We start from the raw sequence: 14,747 nt of genomic DNA, 5'->3' as shown, positions 1-14,747 counted from the left end.
CCAGCCGTTGACGCAGGCGCGAGTCTAGCTGGCCGCAAGGACCGGGTCGAGAGCCAACCACCGCTTCGTTTCGATCTCGATCGCCCCGAGATCGGCGAACAGGCGCGGCGTGTCGGCGCAGATCGGGCCGAGCCGCTCATTGCCGGCGGTGCCCACGGTCCAGATCCGGACGCTGGCTTCGCCGTCGTGCGGGACGAGCGCCAACCGGACCAGCGGCACGAAGAACTGGTGGCCGCCTTTGAGGAAGCCCAGGATCCGGTCGAGCGGCAGTTTCACCTCGATCCGCCGTTCGCTGGCAGTCCCGGCAGGGATGCTCTCGATGCTCGCCAGCGGGTCGAGCTCGGCCAGCAACGGCGAGAGAGTGGCGCGCTGGTCGACCGCGCGGTGCGCGGTGGCAAGATCGCCGCGGAGCGCAAGCGGGCCGCTATCGGCATCGGTGTTGTTGGTGATGGCGACGCGGCAGATCAGCGTTGCGTAAGCCAGCGAAACGCGCAGGCTTACCGGCTCGATCGCCAGGCTTATCTCCCGTGGTGCGTCGGCGAGCGAAGGGGTGGCGCGGCGCGGGGGCGCGCTTACCCGGCCCGATGGCGCCAGCGCAGCCGGAGCGCCCGGCTGAAGCGCGGGGGGCGGGGCAGGCGCCGGGGCGGCGGGTGCTTCGGCTTCCAGTTCCTGGACGAGCGCGCGCCGGCGTCGCTTCGCCAGGAACCAGGCTGCGATTGCTCCAGCGATCCCCAATCCCAAAGCCAGCAATGCCCATTGCCACCAGTCCGGGGTCCGGTCGCTGCTTGCCACTTTGGTGTCGGGCTCGAACACGGGAGCCGGGGAGGGGGCGGGCGGCGCAGGCAGCGGCGCGATATCGGTCGCTTCCGCGCTGAGGTCGGGCTCCGTGGCTTGCGGTTGCGGGGGAGATGCCGTGGGCTGTCCGGTCGTCCCCGGCGCGGCGCGCTGGCTGGCACGCGGACTCGGCCTGGCCGAAGGCGCTGGGCGCGTCGGCTCCGCAACGGGGGGAAGGGTGATGCTGGGCTGCGGGCTCGGAGCCGGCATTGGCGCCGCGCTGGCACGCGGGGTGGGCCGCGTTCCGATCGGATTTTCGGGATCCACCGGCCCTTGGACGCTGGGTCGTGCCGATGGTGTGGGAGCCGGCGGAAGCTGGAATTCGGTCACCGAATCCTGCGCCAGCGACGGGCGCGACAAGGCCAGCGCCACGACGAGCGCTATCAGCCCAGCCTGTCCGGTTCTTGCCATTCGTCCATATTCCCCGCTGGCCGCGCCTTCACCGGCGACGGCTGAACGGCGACTTAATCCAGCGCCTCTCGAGTGTCATCACGGAACGGCAATGCGTCTGACCGCTTGTCACGCGCGCCCGATCGCGGCATGGGCGCCCGCATGGTCAAGTCATCATGAGCGAGGACCCGGTACAGCCGCTGCACCTCGGCCGCAATACGCCGCTGCCGGCCAATCCGGCCGACGCGGTGCTGGATTACGTGCAGAATCCGAGGGCGGACGAGCTTTATCTGGTGCGGTTCGCCGCGCCTGAATTCACGTCGCTATGCCCGGTCACCGGCCAGCCCGACTTCGCGCATCTCGTCATCGATTACGCGCCGGGGGAGACGATCGTCGAATCGAAGAGCCTGAAACTGTTCCTCGGCGCCTTCCGCAACCACTGCGGCTTCCACGAGGATGTCACGGTCGGCATCGGCAAGCGACTGTTCGATGAAATGACGCCACGCTGGCTGCGCATTGGCGGCTACTGGTATCCGCGGGGCGGCATTCCAATCGACGTGTTCTGGCAATCGGGCAAGCCGCCCGAAGCGCTCTGGCTGCCGGGTCAGGGCGTGCCGTCGTACCGCGGACGCGGTTAGTCCATCAGGGCGGCGAAGCCTTTTGCCGACTTGGTGAGATCGACTTTGCCAGTGCCCAGGGCGATCAGTTCGCCGCTGGTCATGCATTCCGCGAAGACGCTGGGATAATCCGCAGACATCGCCACATCGCTTTCAATCGCGTCGCTTTGCGAGGCCAGACATTCGACGCGCGATTCGTAGCGCGTGTCGGGGCCTTGCAGGCGCTCGCACAGCGTTCCGTCATCGGAACAGCCAAACAATGCCAGCGCGTAGATCAGTCCACTCATTCGTCTTCCCTTTCTGGGAATGTCAACGTGGCTGAGACGGAATGTATCCCGCTTTCCCGTAATTTTCGGTGATTTCATCTTCCAATGGCGTTCGCCATGCCGCGCGAGCGGACAGGCGGCAGGACGTCGCCCGCTGAGCCGCGCCTTCCCGGAGGTTTCTTCGTGCGCGTCTGCATTTGCAGGGGTGGAACCGGCACTCAGCATGAGTATTAGCGTGCCATGGACCAATCCAAAGCAAAGCTTCTCATCCGCCAGGCCCGCCTTGGCGATATTCCCGCCCTCGCGCGTCTGTCCAACAAGGTCTACGGCCGCGCAGAGGGGTTCACGAGCGCCGAATTGCGCGGCCAGATCAACAATTTTCCCGAGGGCCAGTTCATCGCCGAGTACGAGGGCACGATCGTCGGCCATTGCGCGACGATGATCCTCACGGCCGAAATGGCCTTCCGGCCCCACTCCTGGGAAGAAATCAGCGCCGGCGGCTATGGCCGTGTTCCGGCCGAGGACGGCGAAGTGCTTTACGGCTTCGAAGTCTGCGTCGATCCCGATTACCGTCGGCTTCGCATCGGGCAGCGGCTCTATCGCAAGCGCAAGGAACTGTGCCAGGATTTCGAGCTCCAGGGGATCGCCTTTGCCGGGCGCATGCCGGGCTACGGGCGCAAGAAGCGCAAGTATCCCAATCCCGCCGACTATCTCGATGCCGTGGTCGCCAAGCGCGAGCGCGACCAGGTCATCAATTTCCAGATGAACGAGGGCTACGAGCCGCGCGGGATCCTGCCGGACTACATTCCCACCGACAAGGAATCGGGCGGCAACGCGGTGCTGATGTACTGGACCAATCCGCTGGCTCCGCGCGATACCGGTAAGGCGGTTCCCGGTCTGAAGGAACGGCTGCCATCATCGGTCCGCGTCGCGACCGTGCAATGGATGATGCGCGGCATCAGCGAGATCGACGAATTCGAAGAGCAGGTCGAATACTGGGTCGACGTCGCTTCGGACTACAATGCGGACTTCGTGCTGTTTCCAGAACTGTTCACGCTGGAACTGCTGTCGATGCACAAGACCAAGCTTGGTCCGGTCGAGGCGATCCAGAAGATCGCGGACTACACCGAGCGATTCTGCGCCTTCATGGAAAAGCTGGCGGTCAGCTACAACATCAACATCATTGGCGGTTCGCATCCGACGCGCACCGAGAACGGCGAGATCCGCAACATCAGCTACGTTTTCCTGCGCGATGGTTCGACCCACACGCAGGAAAAGCTGCATGCCACGCCTTCGGAGCGGCGCTGGTGGAACATCCAAGGCGGCTCCGGCGCGAGCATGATCCCGACCGACTGCGGCCCGATCGGAGTGATGATCTGTTACGACAGCGAGTTTCCCGAACTCGCGCGGCACCTCGTCAATCAAGGCGCGCTGCTGCTGTTCGTACCGTTCTGCACCGACGAGCGGCGCGGCTACTTGCGCGTGCGCTATTGCTGCCAGGCGCGCGCGGTCGAGAACCAGTGCTACGTCATCACCTCGGGCGTGGTCGGCAATCTGCCGAATGTCGAGAACATGGACATTCACTACGCCGAAAGCGCAGTGCTGACCCCGTCGGACTTCCCGTTCGCGCGTGACGGTGTCGCGGCCGACACGGCGCCGAACACCGAGACCATCGCGATCGCGGATCTTTCGCTCGACGACCTGCTCACCAGCCGGCAGTCGGGGGCCGTGCAGAACCTGCGCGATCGGCGCTTCGATCTCTATCGGGTCGACTGGAACTGACCAACAAGTCCGTCTGGCGGAAATCGTCCGATGACGGTGTGTGGGGCTCGTGCTGTCGCCCGGCAGGAAAGCCGCGGTCAGGTCCGCCCCATCGGGATCGCATTGACCAACCGAACGTGATTGCCGCGCCCCATCCGCGCGTCTAGACGCCGGAACAATGTTCGCCGTTCCACCCATCCACGCGATCGTCTCAATGTCGATCGCGGTCGCCATGTTCTATGGCTTTGCCAACGGCAAGCTGCGCGTGGAGATCGTCTCGCTGCTGACGATCGGCGCGATTGCGCTCGCGCTTTTCGTCTATCCCATGGCGGACGACACCAAGTACGCCGGGCTGACGCTCGCGTTTCAGGGCTTCGGCCACTACGCGCTGGTGACGATCTGCTCGCTGATGATCCTGGGGCGGGGGCTGGTCGTGACCGGCGCGCTCGATCCGGCGGCGCGCGCGCTGCATGGGGTGTGGCGCAAGAGCAAGTCGATCGGTTTGCTCGTCACGCTGTCGGTGTGCCTGTTCATGAGCATGATCGTGAACGATACGCCGGTGCTCGTGCTCATGATTCCGATCATGGCGCAGATCGCGCACCGCGGCGGTATGGCCGAGTCCAAGACACTGATCCCGGTCAATTCGGCAATCCTGATCGGCGGCATGTCGACGACGATCGGTACCTCGACCAACCTTCTGGTCGTGTCGATCGCGCAGGATCTCGGGTTGCGATCGATGAGCGTGTTCCACTTCACGCCGATCGTGCTGTGCGCCGCGCTGGTCGCGCTGCCGTACATGTGGCTGGTGATGCCGCGCTTGCTGCCTGACAACTCGGTCGCGGTCGCGCCGGCGACGCGGCGGTTTCTCGCCAAGCTGCGGCTCGATCACACCGCGCCGATCTATGGCGAGCCATTGGCCGACCTGCGCGAGAAACTGCCCAGTGACGTGAAAGGCTGGCTCCCGGCGACCGCTGGCGGCGTGGTCGGCCGCCGCGTGTTCCTGGAAGGCACGTACGACGATATCAAGGAAGCCGCGCGTCTCGTCTCGGCCAATCTCGCGCCGTCGTGGTTGCTCGAACGGCTGCAGCGCGATGCCGGCAACAAGGGCAAGGACGTGATCGTCGGCGAGATGATCATCGCGCCCGACAGCCGCTTGATCGGGCTCAATCCGCGGACTGCGGGCCTTGCCGGGATCGCACTGCTCGGCGTCCATCATGCGCGTCAGCCCTTGCGGGATTCGCGCCCGCGCACCCCCGACGCGCCGATGGAAGAAGGCGACGTGCTGCTCGCCATGGGCACGGGCACCGACCTGCGCGCGTTTGCCGAGAACGATGGCCTGCTGATGCTCGAAGGCGGGCAGGAGATCGCGCGTTCGGCCAAGGCGCCGCTGGCCTTGGCGATCATGGCGGGCTCGGTCGGGCTTGCGAGCGTCGGTCTCGTGCCGATCGCGATTTCGGCGCTGGCCGGCGCGATCCTGATGTTCGCGACCGGCTGCGTGCGTTTCGAAAGAGTGGGCCGGGCGCTTTCCGCCGAAGTCATCGTGCTGGTCGCGGCGAGCATCGCGCTGGGCAATTTCATCCTGGTCTCGGGCGCGGCGAACTGGCTGGGCGGGCTCTTGGCGATGGGGCTCAAATACCTGCCGCCCGAAGCCGTGCTGGCGACGATCATGCTGTTCGTCACTGCTCTCACCAACTTCGCCTCGAACACCACTGCTGCCGCGGTCGGCACGCCGATCGCGTTCAACATCGCGCAGACACTGGGGATGCCGGCCGAGCCGCTGGTGCTCGCCGTGCTGTTTGGCTGCAACCTGTGCTACGCTACGCCGGTCGCGTACCAGACCAACATGATGATCCTGTCCGAGGGCGACTACGTCTTTTCCGACTATATCCGCTCCGGATTGCCGCTGGTCGGCATCATGGTGGTCGCGCTGTCGGTGCTGCTGGTGTTCTTCTATCAGATCTGACGCCCGCTGAAGCTGGCTGACGCTCGCTTCGGGGTTGCTTTGCAGCGCCCTGTCCGGAACAATCAACGCGAATGGCGATTTTCCTGATGGCATGAATTCATCTCTTCGGCTTTCCAAGCGCTCGCGCCTCGTAGACGCGGCCAATCGCGCGCTCCCTGTGTTCTGGAAGACGGGCGTGCTCGCGAGTCCAACCTTGGACCCCGAAGCCATCCGCCAGGATGTGCGCGACGCGACGGGTCTCGAAGACTTCGGCGATCCCTGGTTCGAACGTCCGCTCGACGTGCTGGCGCAGTCGCTGGAGGAAGAGGCTGCGCTGAACAACGTCGGCCGCTTCGGCGCGCATGGTCAATTGCACAAAGTGCTGAAGGAACGGCTCTACGCGCAGGCGTGGTTCGATCGCCATCCCGAAATCCTCGAGCGCTCGCTGGCGCGGCCGATCGTCGTGGTCGGGCCGATGCGCTCGGGCACCACGCGCCTGCACCGGCTGCTCGCTTCGGATGCGCGCTTTGCTCACCTTCGCTTGTTCGAGACGATCACGCCGGCGCCGCCGCCGGACCGGGTCCCGAAGGAGGGCCGGGATCCGCGCTGGCTCAAGGCGGCGATGATCGTGGGACTGGTGCACCGCTTCAATGCGAACACGGCTCGTATCCACCCGACCGCGCCCTTCGCGCCGGAAGAGGAACTGGGCCTGCTCGTCGCTTCGATGTGGGGGATGAAGCACGAGGCGCAGTGGCACGTGCCGAGCTACGGCCGCTGGAGCGAGACGCAGGATGCGACACCGGCCTACGAGCACCTTGCTCGCCTGCTCAAGCTCGCCGGGTGGCTGCGCGGCGAAGACGATACGCGGCCCTGGGTGCTCAAGACGCCGCAGCACATGCTCGATCTTCCGGCGCTGCTGAAAGTGTTTCCCGATGCCCGGATCATTTTCACGCATCGCGCGCCTGCCGCAGTGGTCGGCTCGAGTTGCTCGCTGGTCTGGAATCAGATGATCATTCATTCCGACGAAGCCGAGGCCACGGCTATCGGCCAGGAATGGCTGCGCAAGACGGATCTCCAGATCGAGCGGATGCGCGCCGCACGCAAGCGGATACCGACCGATCAGCGCATCGACGTGCGCTATGAAGACGTCGAGAACGACTGGCTTGGTGTGATGGCGCGGATCTACCGGTTCCTCGATCTCGACATCACGCCGAGCCTGCCCGCAATGACCGCCTACGTCGACCGCTCGCAGCGCAAGTTGCGCCGCAAGCCGCACCAATACGATCTGGCGTCATTCGGCCTCGAATCGGGCAGGGTGGAAGACCGCTTTGCCGATTATGCCGCAGCGTATGGCCTGGGCGAGGCCGAAGAGCGCGCGCACGATACGGTGTTGCCACTTTACAAAGCCGAACCCGAATCCGCGGCAGGGGCCTTGCCTGGCGCCGCCGCGTGCCGGACGAAAGCCGTCAGCGCCATGCGGCTATGACGTCCTTCAACGCGCCGAGCGGATCGCTGCGGTGAGAAGCTTTTCACGCAGTTGCGCGGCATCCGGCAGTTCGAGGCCCTCGAGACTGGCGATGCCCTTGATCGCATCGCTGCCGTAGCAGACCGATAGCGCGATCGTCTCCGCGGTCACGTGCCGCCGCCGCTCCAGCGAATAGAAGGCGCGAACCGTGGGCATGTCCGGGGCGGCTGGGTCCTGATCCACGACCATGGCGACCCGACCCGACTCCAGTTCGACGAACGTGCCGATGGGATAGACGCCGACAGTCTCGATGAAGCGCTCGAGGATGTTGGAGTCATAGCGCGATTTGTCCGCCTGCAGGCGCGTCACCGCAGCGGCGGGATCCATTCCGGTTCCGTCGTAGGCGCCGCACAAGAGGTGATCGTACGTGTCGCACACGGCGGCCATTCGGGAGAACAAGTCGATCTCGTCGCCGACGAGTCCCTGCGGGAAGCCTTTTCCGTCCATCACTTCGTGATGGTTCAGCGCCACGCGCGCGACGCTGTGCGGAATTTCGTCACAGGCTTTGAGCAGATCGTACCCGATGCTGGTGTGGCGAAACAGCAATTCCGGATCGATCTTGTCGAACTTTCCCTGGTTCGCATTGAGATCCACGTCGATCTGCGCCACGCCGATATTCATCAGCAGGCCCGCCATTCCGGCTTCACGCGTTTCGAGTGGCGTGAGTTTCATCTGCCGCGCCAGCGAGACCATCATCGCTGAGACCGATAGCGAATGGCGATAGGCGACTTCCTGGTCCGACTTGCACCGCATCAGACCGCTGAACGCGAAGGGGTTGCGTTGGATCGAGCCGTAGATGTCCTCCACCACCGGTTCGACTTCCGCGATCTTCGGTGACTTGCCGAGGCGGGCTTCGAGAAACACCTTGGAGATGACCTTGCGCGCCTTGCCGGCCGTGAGGCGCGCGTTGCCGAACTCGCGCGTTATCGGCACCGGTCCCGATGTGGGCTGCGTACCGGCGAACATCACGGGCGGTTTTGCTGCCCGATTCGGGCGCGCGGCAGCCGATCGAAATGCCGTGCGGCCCTGCAGACTTGCCAGCGGCGCGGCCTTGGCGACCGGTCGTGGTTCCGGCGCGACATCGCATCCCTTCTCGATGTCGATAATCACCGCATCGAGCGCGCTGTTGCGCAGCGTATCGAGAATATCGGGGCTTTCCAGTAGAAAACGTGATTTCCAGAACGGATGCGAAAACCAGCTGCCCTCCAGCTTGTGCACGAACATGCCGAGTTCGATTTGAGACGTGGAAATTCGCTTGAGCATCACCTTCTCCGCTGAAGTCAGACTTCTTTGGCGATGGGGCGCTTAGGTGCCGGTTAGAACCGGCTACGGATAAGCACTTAGATTGGCTCTGCCGGATCGCTTGGCGCCTGGGCTTGACGTCGACGCCTAGGGGCGAACTGGCTGACGAGGCCGACGATGCAAACGTCGGAAACTTGGTCGGCCTGAACGAACCCCTTGATTTGGGGCTGCTTCCCAAGCAGAGCATGTCACCACGACGGTATGCCTGCTGGCCCGGTATCACCGAAGCGCCGGGAGACCGGCGCCCCGTCCGGCGAGGACTGAGCGCGGTCCGACCTTGGCAGCGGCAATGTCTTGGAGGGAATGCACTTGCTCAGCGCCTTGGGTCTCGTCGGCGCGCTCGCCTTGCTCATCTGGATGACGGTCAGAGGCGTGAACATCCTCATCGCCGGTCCCGTAGCCGCCGCGCTGGTGGCCGCGACCAGCGGGCTGGCCTGGCTGCCGCCACTCGCCGCGGAAGGCGCGCCCGATTTTGCGACCGCCTACATGAATGGCTTCACCGGCTTTTTCGCGGACTGGTTTCTCATGTTCCTGCTCGGCGCCATCTTCGGCGAAGTCATGGGAGCGAGCGGCGCGGCGGCCAGTGTGGCGCGCTGGGTGGTGGGGCGCATCGGCATCCGCCATTCCGTCCTGGCGGTGGTCGCGGCCTGCGCGCTGCTGACCTATGGCGGGGTCTCGGTCTTCATCGTCGGCTTCGCGGTCTATCCGCTGGCGGTCCACTTGTTCCGCGAGGCCGATCTGCCGCGGCGGTTCATTCCCGGCGCGCTGTGCTTCGGTTCGGTGACTTTCACCATGACCAGCGCCGGCTCGCCCGAAATCCAGAACCTGATCCCGATGCAGTATCTCGGCACGACTGCCTATGCGGGTTGGCAAGTCAGCCTCGTCGTCGCGCTGTTCATGGCGGTGAGCGGCTATCTGCTGCTCGATCGCATGGTGCGCCGCGCCGTCGCGGCCGGGGAACGGTTTCATTCGCGCGCGTCGGACGATGTGATCGAAGAGGAAAGGGTGCTGCCCAATCCGCTCCTGTGCCTCGCACCGCTGGTCGCCGTTCTCCTGGTCTTCATGCTCTACCAGTATCCGCAGAGCGCCGGACCGCTGTCCGCCCTGCTTCCCGCCGAGACGCTGGGCAAGTGGGCGCTGGTCCTGGCGCTGGCGGCGGGCACCATTCTCGCCGTGCTGGTCGGGCTGCGTTCGCGCGCAGCGATGCCGGCGGCCTTTTCCCGCGGTGCGACCGGTGCTGTGGTGGCGATCACCAACACTTGCGCCGTCGTCGGGTTCGGTGCGGTCTCGGCCCTGTCGCCTGCGTTCCAGGCCGCGCTCGATGCGGTGCAGAACTTGCCCGGCGATCCTCTGCTCGGGGCTGCGGTGGCAGTCACCGTGATTGCCGGCTTGACGGGGTCGGCTTCGGGCGGGCAAACCATCGCCCTGCCGTTGCTGGCGCCCGGCTACCTTGCTGCGGGAGCGGATCCGGCGGAACTGCATCGCACCGTCGCGATCGCCAGCGGCGCGCTCGATAGCCTGCCGCACAACGGCTATGTCGTCACCACGATCCGGGCGATCTGCGGGGAGACGCACAAGGATGCCTATGGCGCCGTCGGGCTGTTGACCGTGATCGTGCCAATGATCGGCTTGGCCCTCGCCATCGGTCTGTTCGCTATCTTCTAGAGCGGGCGCAGGCGAACGACGACCTTCGACGCAAAGTTTCGCGGTTGAATTCGGCCCTTCGGGCGCTCAGGGCGCAATCGTCAGGCAGGAAGCAGGAGCAAGGTTTTGATCAGTCTCGAACAGGCCCGGGTCATCATCGGGGCGACCCGTTCGCAAGGTCGGACGATGAACTTGGCGCCGCTGACCGTCGTCGTGCTCGACGCTGGCGGGCATGTGGTGGCGATGGAGCGAGAGGACGGAGCGTCCTACGGAAGACCCGAGATTGCCATCGGCAAGGCGGCGGGTGCATTGGCGATGGGCGTATCCAGCCGCAAGCTGGGCGAGATGGCGGCGGAGCGCCCGCAGTTCATCGCCGCCCTGGGCACCGCGTGGGACGGCAAGCTGATCCCGGCGGCAGGCGGCGTGATCGTGAAGACCGATGACGGCACGGTGCTTGGCGCGGTCGGCGTGACCGGCGATGTGTCCGACAAGGACGAGGAAGCAGCTATGGCCGGGATTTCGGCGGCGGGTCTCGTCGCCGGCTGAGCGCCGTCAGGCGACCATGCGCAGGCGCGACGGTTCGGGGCGCTCGATGCTTTGCAGGAAGCCCGACCATTTGTAGTGGATGTGCTCGACGACGGGGCCATAAAGCGGGCGCTCGAAGCAAATTCCCGCGTGATCGAGATCGACCCAGCGCACTTTGCCGGTCAATCCCTCCAGAATGTCGGTGCGGACGATGACGGAGTCGCCAATGCGAAGCGAGTGTCCGGGCCGCGCAATCCGGCAGCCTCCGACCGAAAGGTCGTAGACCATTACCGGCACGCAAGAGCTGCGCCCGAACCGGCATCGCGCCCGCAGCACGACATCGAGCCGCGGCGATCCTCGCTGTTGTTCGACGTACATAGTTCCCCGTAGACCCGACAGCATACCCACGGCAGTGCCCGCTGCCATATCCGTATGAAGAGACGGCGATCCGCGCCGCGTATTAAGCCCGCGTTACCCATGTGGACGGGCTCCGCTTCACGGCAATCCGTCCGGGCATCGGAAGGCTCGGCGGAGCGCTAGCGCGGCCCGCGACGGCTGCGGGTCGGGCATCATCGGCCCCAGGCTAGCGGGCCTCTTCGCGCGCCGCCGATTCCTCCGCCTCGCGCCGCGCTGCGGCGTTGGCGGCGGCGATCTGGGACGGACTCGGCGTGAAAACGGCAAGGGTCGCGCTCGTTGGCGCTTCGCTCGCATCCCCGTCGCCTCCCGCTGTCGACGGTGGAGCAGCGGCGCGCGAGAACCGGGCTTCTATTCCGGCATCGCTGAGCGCCTTGACCAGTGGTTCGTAAGCGGGGTTGGCGGCGCCTTCGATCGTGACTTTGTTCATGCCCCAGCGGCGGAGCGCCCAGATTCCCAATTCCGGCGAGACCGCGCCTTCGGGCGCGTTCGCCGCATCGCCCAGCGCGATCGTGAGCTGCTCCATCGGCGGCGGGACGACGCGCACGGTCCACTTGGTGTCCGTTCCGGAGCGCGCGCTGGCCTCGATCGAGCGATAGTCCGCCAAAGTCCAGCCGGGCGCCGGCACCGGCTCGACATAGACGAGGCGCTGCGCCCGGTCGGACCACAAGGAGCGGGTGGGCAAACCGATGCTCTGGCGCACCAGATCGATCGGCGGGACATCCGCCGCAATACCTGCGGTGGTGCGCTCCATCGCGGCATCGACCATCGCGCGTGTGCGCGATTGCCAGTCCGCCGCCATGACTTGCTGCAGGTTGATCTGCACCTCGCGACCGAGCACGGCCCGCATGCGCTTTTCGGCATCGGCGGCGGCATTGGTGGTGTATCCAGGAGCGATTACCAGCGCATCGACGCTGGGCTCACCGAACATCGGCGTCGTGACGTCGATCTGCGCGATCGTCGATTCGTCGCCGCAGACGCTGAGAATGGCGTTGGACGCCGCGGTACGGATCTGAGCCTCGCGCGACAGTTTGATCAAGGTCATCGAAAGCGGGGTCGCCAGCAACAGGAAGACGGCGGCGAAGGCACCGACGTAGCGCGGCGTCCACTCGACCTTGTAGAGCGGCCGCGCGACGCCCGCGATCCGTGCGACGACGGCAAAGGCCAGCGTGATCGCCGCAAGGTTCGTGAGAAACAGCAGCAGGGCGCCCAGTGCGAAGCGGACCTGCAGCACGCCGATGCCGTAGCCGAGCACTGCCAGCGGCGGCATCAGGGCCGTGGCGATGGCGACGCCGATCGCGGTGCCGCCCTTGCCGATGACGGTCGCGTAGCCGCCGGCGATGCCGGAAAACAGCGCGATCGCGAGATCGAGCAGGGTCGGCTGGGTGCGCGCGAGAATTTCGGGGGTCGCGTTGCGGATCGGGCTCAGCCAGGTGATCAGGATCCCGGTCAGGATCCCGATCCCGGCGCCGATCGCGACGACTCGCGCGGCATCCTTGATGCGGCGGCCGTCGATCGAGGCGAAGCCGAAGCCGAGCGCGGCGATCGGGCTCATCAGGGGCGAGATCAACATCGCGCCGATCACCACCGCAGTCGAGGATTGCAGCAGGCCGAGCGCGGCGATCCCCGCGGAAAGCGCGCTCATGAGGATATAGCCGCGTGTGAGGCGGCCATCCTTGCGCACCGTTTCGCGCAGCTGGAAGGCTTCGTCGAAGGTGTAATCGGGCAGCAGAATCACGCGCGCGAGCTTGATCCGCAGGAACCGGAGCCAAGCGCCGATCCGGGAGATCTTCGGCGGGGTCCAACCGTCCTCGGCCGTCGCTTCGCTCCGGGCCAGCGGTGCGTCCTTATCTACCCCCGCGACGTCAGGAGGCTTCTGCATGTCGAGGCTGTTCCACTTCATGCCGCTTCGCCTTTATAGCGTGCCTTGATCCGGGCAATCAGCCAGCCAATGCTTCCGCCCTGCACGACGACCGCGAACAGCACGACGAAATAGGTCGCCACGAGCAATTCGTCGCGGATATCGCTGTCCGGCAGCGAAAGCGCGAGCGCGATCGAGATACCCCCGCGCAGGCCCCCCCACAGCAATGTCGGAAAGGCGAGCGGGCCCATGTCGATCATCCGCTTCATCGCCTTCAGCGGGATGCCGATCGAGATCGCCCGCGCCGCGAGCACGATCACGATCGCGCCGATCCCGGCGGCGATGAAGCGCGCCTCCAGGGCGAGCGCGATGACTTCGAGGCCGATCAGCAGGAAGAGGACGGCGTTGAGGATCTCGTCGATCAGCGCCCAGAACTTGATGACGTAGTCGCGCGTCACGTCGCTCATGGCATGGGCGACGCCGGCATTGCCGATCATCAGCCCGGCGACCGCCATCGCGACGGGGCCGCTGACGTGCAGCGCCAGCGCCAGACTGTAACCGCCCATCACGGTCGCAAGGCTGATCATGGCCTCGATGTTGTATTCGTCGATCGAGTGCATCGCCTTGAACGCGATCCATCCAGCGATGAAGCCGAGCACCGCCCCGCCGACCGCCTCTCGCACGAAGTCGATGGCTGCGTGAGACAGGCTGAACTCTTCCGCGCCGACGGCGATCGAGACGAGGATACCGAACACGACTACGCCGACGCCATCGTTGAACAAGCTTTCGCCCGCGACCGTTGCCTGCAGAGTATCGGGCATCGCCGCGCGCTTCATCACCGCCATCACCGCGACCGGATCGGTCGGGCTGATCAGTGCGCCGAACACCAGACACCATTCGATCGGGACGAGCGCGCCGACGAAATAGGTGAGGAAATGAAACGCGAACCCGACGATCAGGGTCGAGGTGACGACACCGACCGTGCTGAAAATCAGGATCGGCCAGGCCCCCTTGCGCATGTTCGACCAGTCGACGTGCATCGCACCTGCGAACAGCAGAAAGGACAGCATGCCTTCCATCAGCGTCGCGCTGAAGTCGATGTCGGTCAGGAAGCCGCCGAGCTTGTCGCTCAGATTGCTCGACGGAACCAGCCGGTCGTAGCCGATCACGAGCAACGAGGCGACGGTGCCCATGACCGTGAGGCCGACGGTCGAGGGAAGCTTCAGCCAGCGATGATTGAGGTAGCCCAGGGCCGCCGCGAGCACGATGAGGATGGAGGCCGCATCGAAGGCGTTCAGTTCATGCATGGACCCTGCCTTAGCGCCTGTCGGCCAGCCTGCCTAGCGGATCGGGAATTCGTGACGACCGCTGCGAAGCGCCTCTGAGGGCCGCACGCCAAGCCAGGACGGGCTTCGTCTTGGTGCGCCAGACCATCGGCAAGCGATAGGCAGTCCGTTTCTCCAACTAACCAAACCGTGGCCATGAGATCGCGCCAGGAATTGTCGACACGCTGGCGAGCCCGTCTCGCGGGAAGGGCTAGGTATTTGTGCGGCAGTGCACAAACGCGCTTGCAGCACAAGCCGCGTGCGAATAGCCATGGGGGCGAGGAAGCGAATGATTGGGGAGACGCGGCTCCCGTTTCGCGTCCGGCGGCATCAACCTTGGC

At 65.4% G+C, this 14,747-nt stretch carries 12 protein-coding genes; 6 read left to right on the top strand and 6 right to left on the bottom strand.

Translation table 11 applies throughout. From position 1 onward, the window contains the following. Positions 1-24 precede the first annotated feature (24 nt). Complete coding sequence (locus GQO94_RS05230) at positions 25-1,245, bottom strand: hypothetical protein (protein WP_156840107.1); 1,221 nt, start codon at positions 1,243-1,245, stop codon at positions 25-27. Positions 1,246-1,400: 155 nt separating this feature from the next. Here GQO94_RS05230 and queF point away from each other — a divergent pair, with 155 nt between their 5' ends. Continuing rightward, on the top strand, positions 1,401-1,862 hold the full coding sequence (gene queF, locus GQO94_RS05225; RefSeq protein ID WP_156840106.1) for a preQ(1) synthase: 462 nt from the start codon (positions 1,401-1,403) through the stop codon (positions 1,860-1,862). Here the strand turns inward: queF and GQO94_RS05220 are convergent. Beyond that, positions 1,859-2,128 carry a hypothetical protein gene (locus GQO94_RS05220; protein ID WP_156840105.1) on the bottom strand — a complete coding sequence of 90 codons (270 nt, stop codon included), beginning with the start codon at positions 2,126-2,128 and terminating at the stop codon, positions 1,859-1,861. The genes queF and GQO94_RS05220 overlap by 4 nt on opposite strands. Before the next feature lie 219 nt (positions 2,129-2,347). Here GQO94_RS05220 and GQO94_RS05215 point away from each other — a divergent pair, with 219 nt between their 5' ends. The 3 genes from GQO94_RS05215 (at position 2,348) to GQO94_RS05205 (ending at position 7,296) form a co-directional block, all read left to right on the top strand. Continuing rightward, positions 2,348-3,889, top strand: a complete 1,542-nt coding sequence (locus tag GQO94_RS05215) for a bifunctional GNAT family N-acetyltransferase/carbon-nitrogen hydrolase family protein (protein WP_156840104.1) — start codon at positions 2,348-2,350, stop codon at positions 3,887-3,889. 157 nt (positions 3,890-4,046) lie between these two features. After that, positions 4,047-5,831 (top strand): SLC13 family permease, encoded by a 1,785-nt coding sequence (locus GQO94_RS05210; protein WP_156840103.1) that lies wholly within the window; start codon positions 4,047-4,049, stop codon positions 5,829-5,831. Positions 5,832-5,922: 91 nt separating this feature from the next. Continuing rightward, positions 5,923-7,296 (top strand): sulfotransferase family protein, encoded by a 1,374-nt coding sequence (locus tag GQO94_RS05205; protein WP_156840102.1) that lies wholly within the window; start codon positions 5,923-5,925, stop codon positions 7,294-7,296. Positions 7,297-7,302: 6 nt separating this feature from the next. Here the strand turns inward: GQO94_RS05205 and GQO94_RS05200 are convergent, their stop codons facing one another. Beyond that, the gene (locus tag GQO94_RS05200) at positions 7,303-8,598 is read right to left on the bottom strand and encodes an HD-GYP domain-containing protein (RefSeq protein ID WP_232332783.1); all 1,296 of its coding nucleotides are present in this window, start codon (positions 8,596-8,598) and stop codon (positions 7,303-7,305) included. 348 nt (positions 8,599-8,946) lie between these two features. Between GQO94_RS05200 and GQO94_RS05195 the strand changes: the two genes are divergently transcribed. Next, positions 8,947-10,302 carry a GntP family permease gene (locus GQO94_RS05195; RefSeq protein WP_156840100.1) on the top strand — a complete coding sequence of 452 codons (1,356 nt, stop codon included), beginning with the start codon at positions 8,947-8,949 and terminating at the stop codon, positions 10,300-10,302. A gap of 105 nt (positions 10,303-10,407) precedes the next feature. Beyond that, a complete protein-coding gene (locus tag GQO94_RS05190) occupies positions 10,408-10,827 on the top strand; it encodes a GlcG/HbpS family heme-binding protein (RefSeq protein ID WP_156840099.1) in 420 nt (139 codons plus the stop codon). Positions 10,828-10,833: 6 nt separating this feature from the next. Here GQO94_RS05190 and GQO94_RS05185 read toward each other — a convergent pair whose 3' ends face one another. The 3 genes from GQO94_RS05185 to GQO94_RS05175 all read right to left on the bottom strand — a co-directional run bounded on the left by GQO94_RS05185 (position 10,834) and on the right by GQO94_RS05175 (position 14,388). Continuing rightward, positions 10,834-11,184: a PilZ domain-containing protein gene (locus GQO94_RS05185; RefSeq protein WP_156840098.1), complete on the bottom strand. Its 351-nt coding sequence runs from the start codon at positions 11,182-11,184 to the stop codon at positions 10,834-10,836. Between the two features lie 205 nt (positions 11,185-11,389). Further along, on the bottom strand, positions 11,390-13,123 hold the full coding sequence (locus GQO94_RS05180) for a DUF389 domain-containing protein (RefSeq protein WP_156840097.1): 1,734 nt from the start codon (positions 13,121-13,123) through the stop codon (positions 11,390-11,392). Continuing rightward, a complete protein-coding gene (locus tag GQO94_RS05175) occupies positions 13,120-14,388 on the bottom strand; it encodes a cation:proton antiporter (RefSeq protein WP_156840096.1) in 1,269 nt (422 codons plus the stop codon). Before GQO94_RS05175 ends, GQO94_RS05180 begins: the two co-directional genes overlap by 4 nt. Positions 14,389-14,747: the final 359 nt, after the last annotated feature.

This window comes from Novosphingobium aquimarinum (genome assembly GCF_009746585.1).
Classification (GTDB): domain Bacteria; phylum Pseudomonadota; class Alphaproteobacteria; order Sphingomonadales; family Sphingomonadaceae; genus Novosphingobium; species Novosphingobium aquimarinum.
This window is presented reverse-complemented; position numbering and strand designations above follow the sequence as displayed.

Coding starts and splice junctions, on each gene's coding strand:
- GQO94_RS05180 (WP_156840097.1), bottom strand. CDS start 13,123: ATGAAGTGGAACAGCCTCGACATGCAGAAGCCTCCTGACGTCGCGGGG.
- GQO94_RS05215 (WP_156840104.1), top strand. CDS start 2,348: ATGGACCAATCCAAAGCAAAGCTTCTCATCCGCCAGGCCCGCCTTGGC.
- GQO94_RS05185 (WP_156840098.1), bottom strand. CDS start 11,184: ATGTACGTCGAACAACAGCGAGGATCGCCGCGGCTCGATGTCGTGCTG.
- GQO94_RS05220 (WP_156840105.1), bottom strand. CDS start 2,128: ATGAGTGGACTGATCTACGCGCTGGCATTGTTTGGCTGTTCCGATGAC.
- GQO94_RS05175 (WP_156840096.1), bottom strand. CDS start 14,388: ATGCATGAACTGAACGCCTTCGATGCGGCCTCCATCCTCATCGTGCTC.
- GQO94_RS05205 (WP_156840102.1), top strand. CDS start 5,923: ATGAATTCATCTCTTCGGCTTTCCAAGCGCTCGCGCCTCGTAGACGCG.
- queF (WP_156840106.1), top strand. CDS start 1,401: ATGAGCGAGGACCCGGTACAGCCGCTGCACCTCGGCCGCAATACGCCG.
- GQO94_RS05230 (WP_156840107.1), bottom strand. CDS start 1,245: ATGGCAAGAACCGGACAGGCTGGGCTGATAGCGCTCGTCGTGGCGCTG.
- GQO94_RS05200 (WP_232332783.1), bottom strand. CDS start 8,598: ATGCTCAAGCGAATTTCCACGTCTCAAATCGAACTCGGCATGTTCGTG.
- GQO94_RS05210 (WP_156840103.1), top strand. CDS start 4,047: ATGTTCGCCGTTCCACCCATCCACGCGATCGTCTCAATGTCGATCGCG.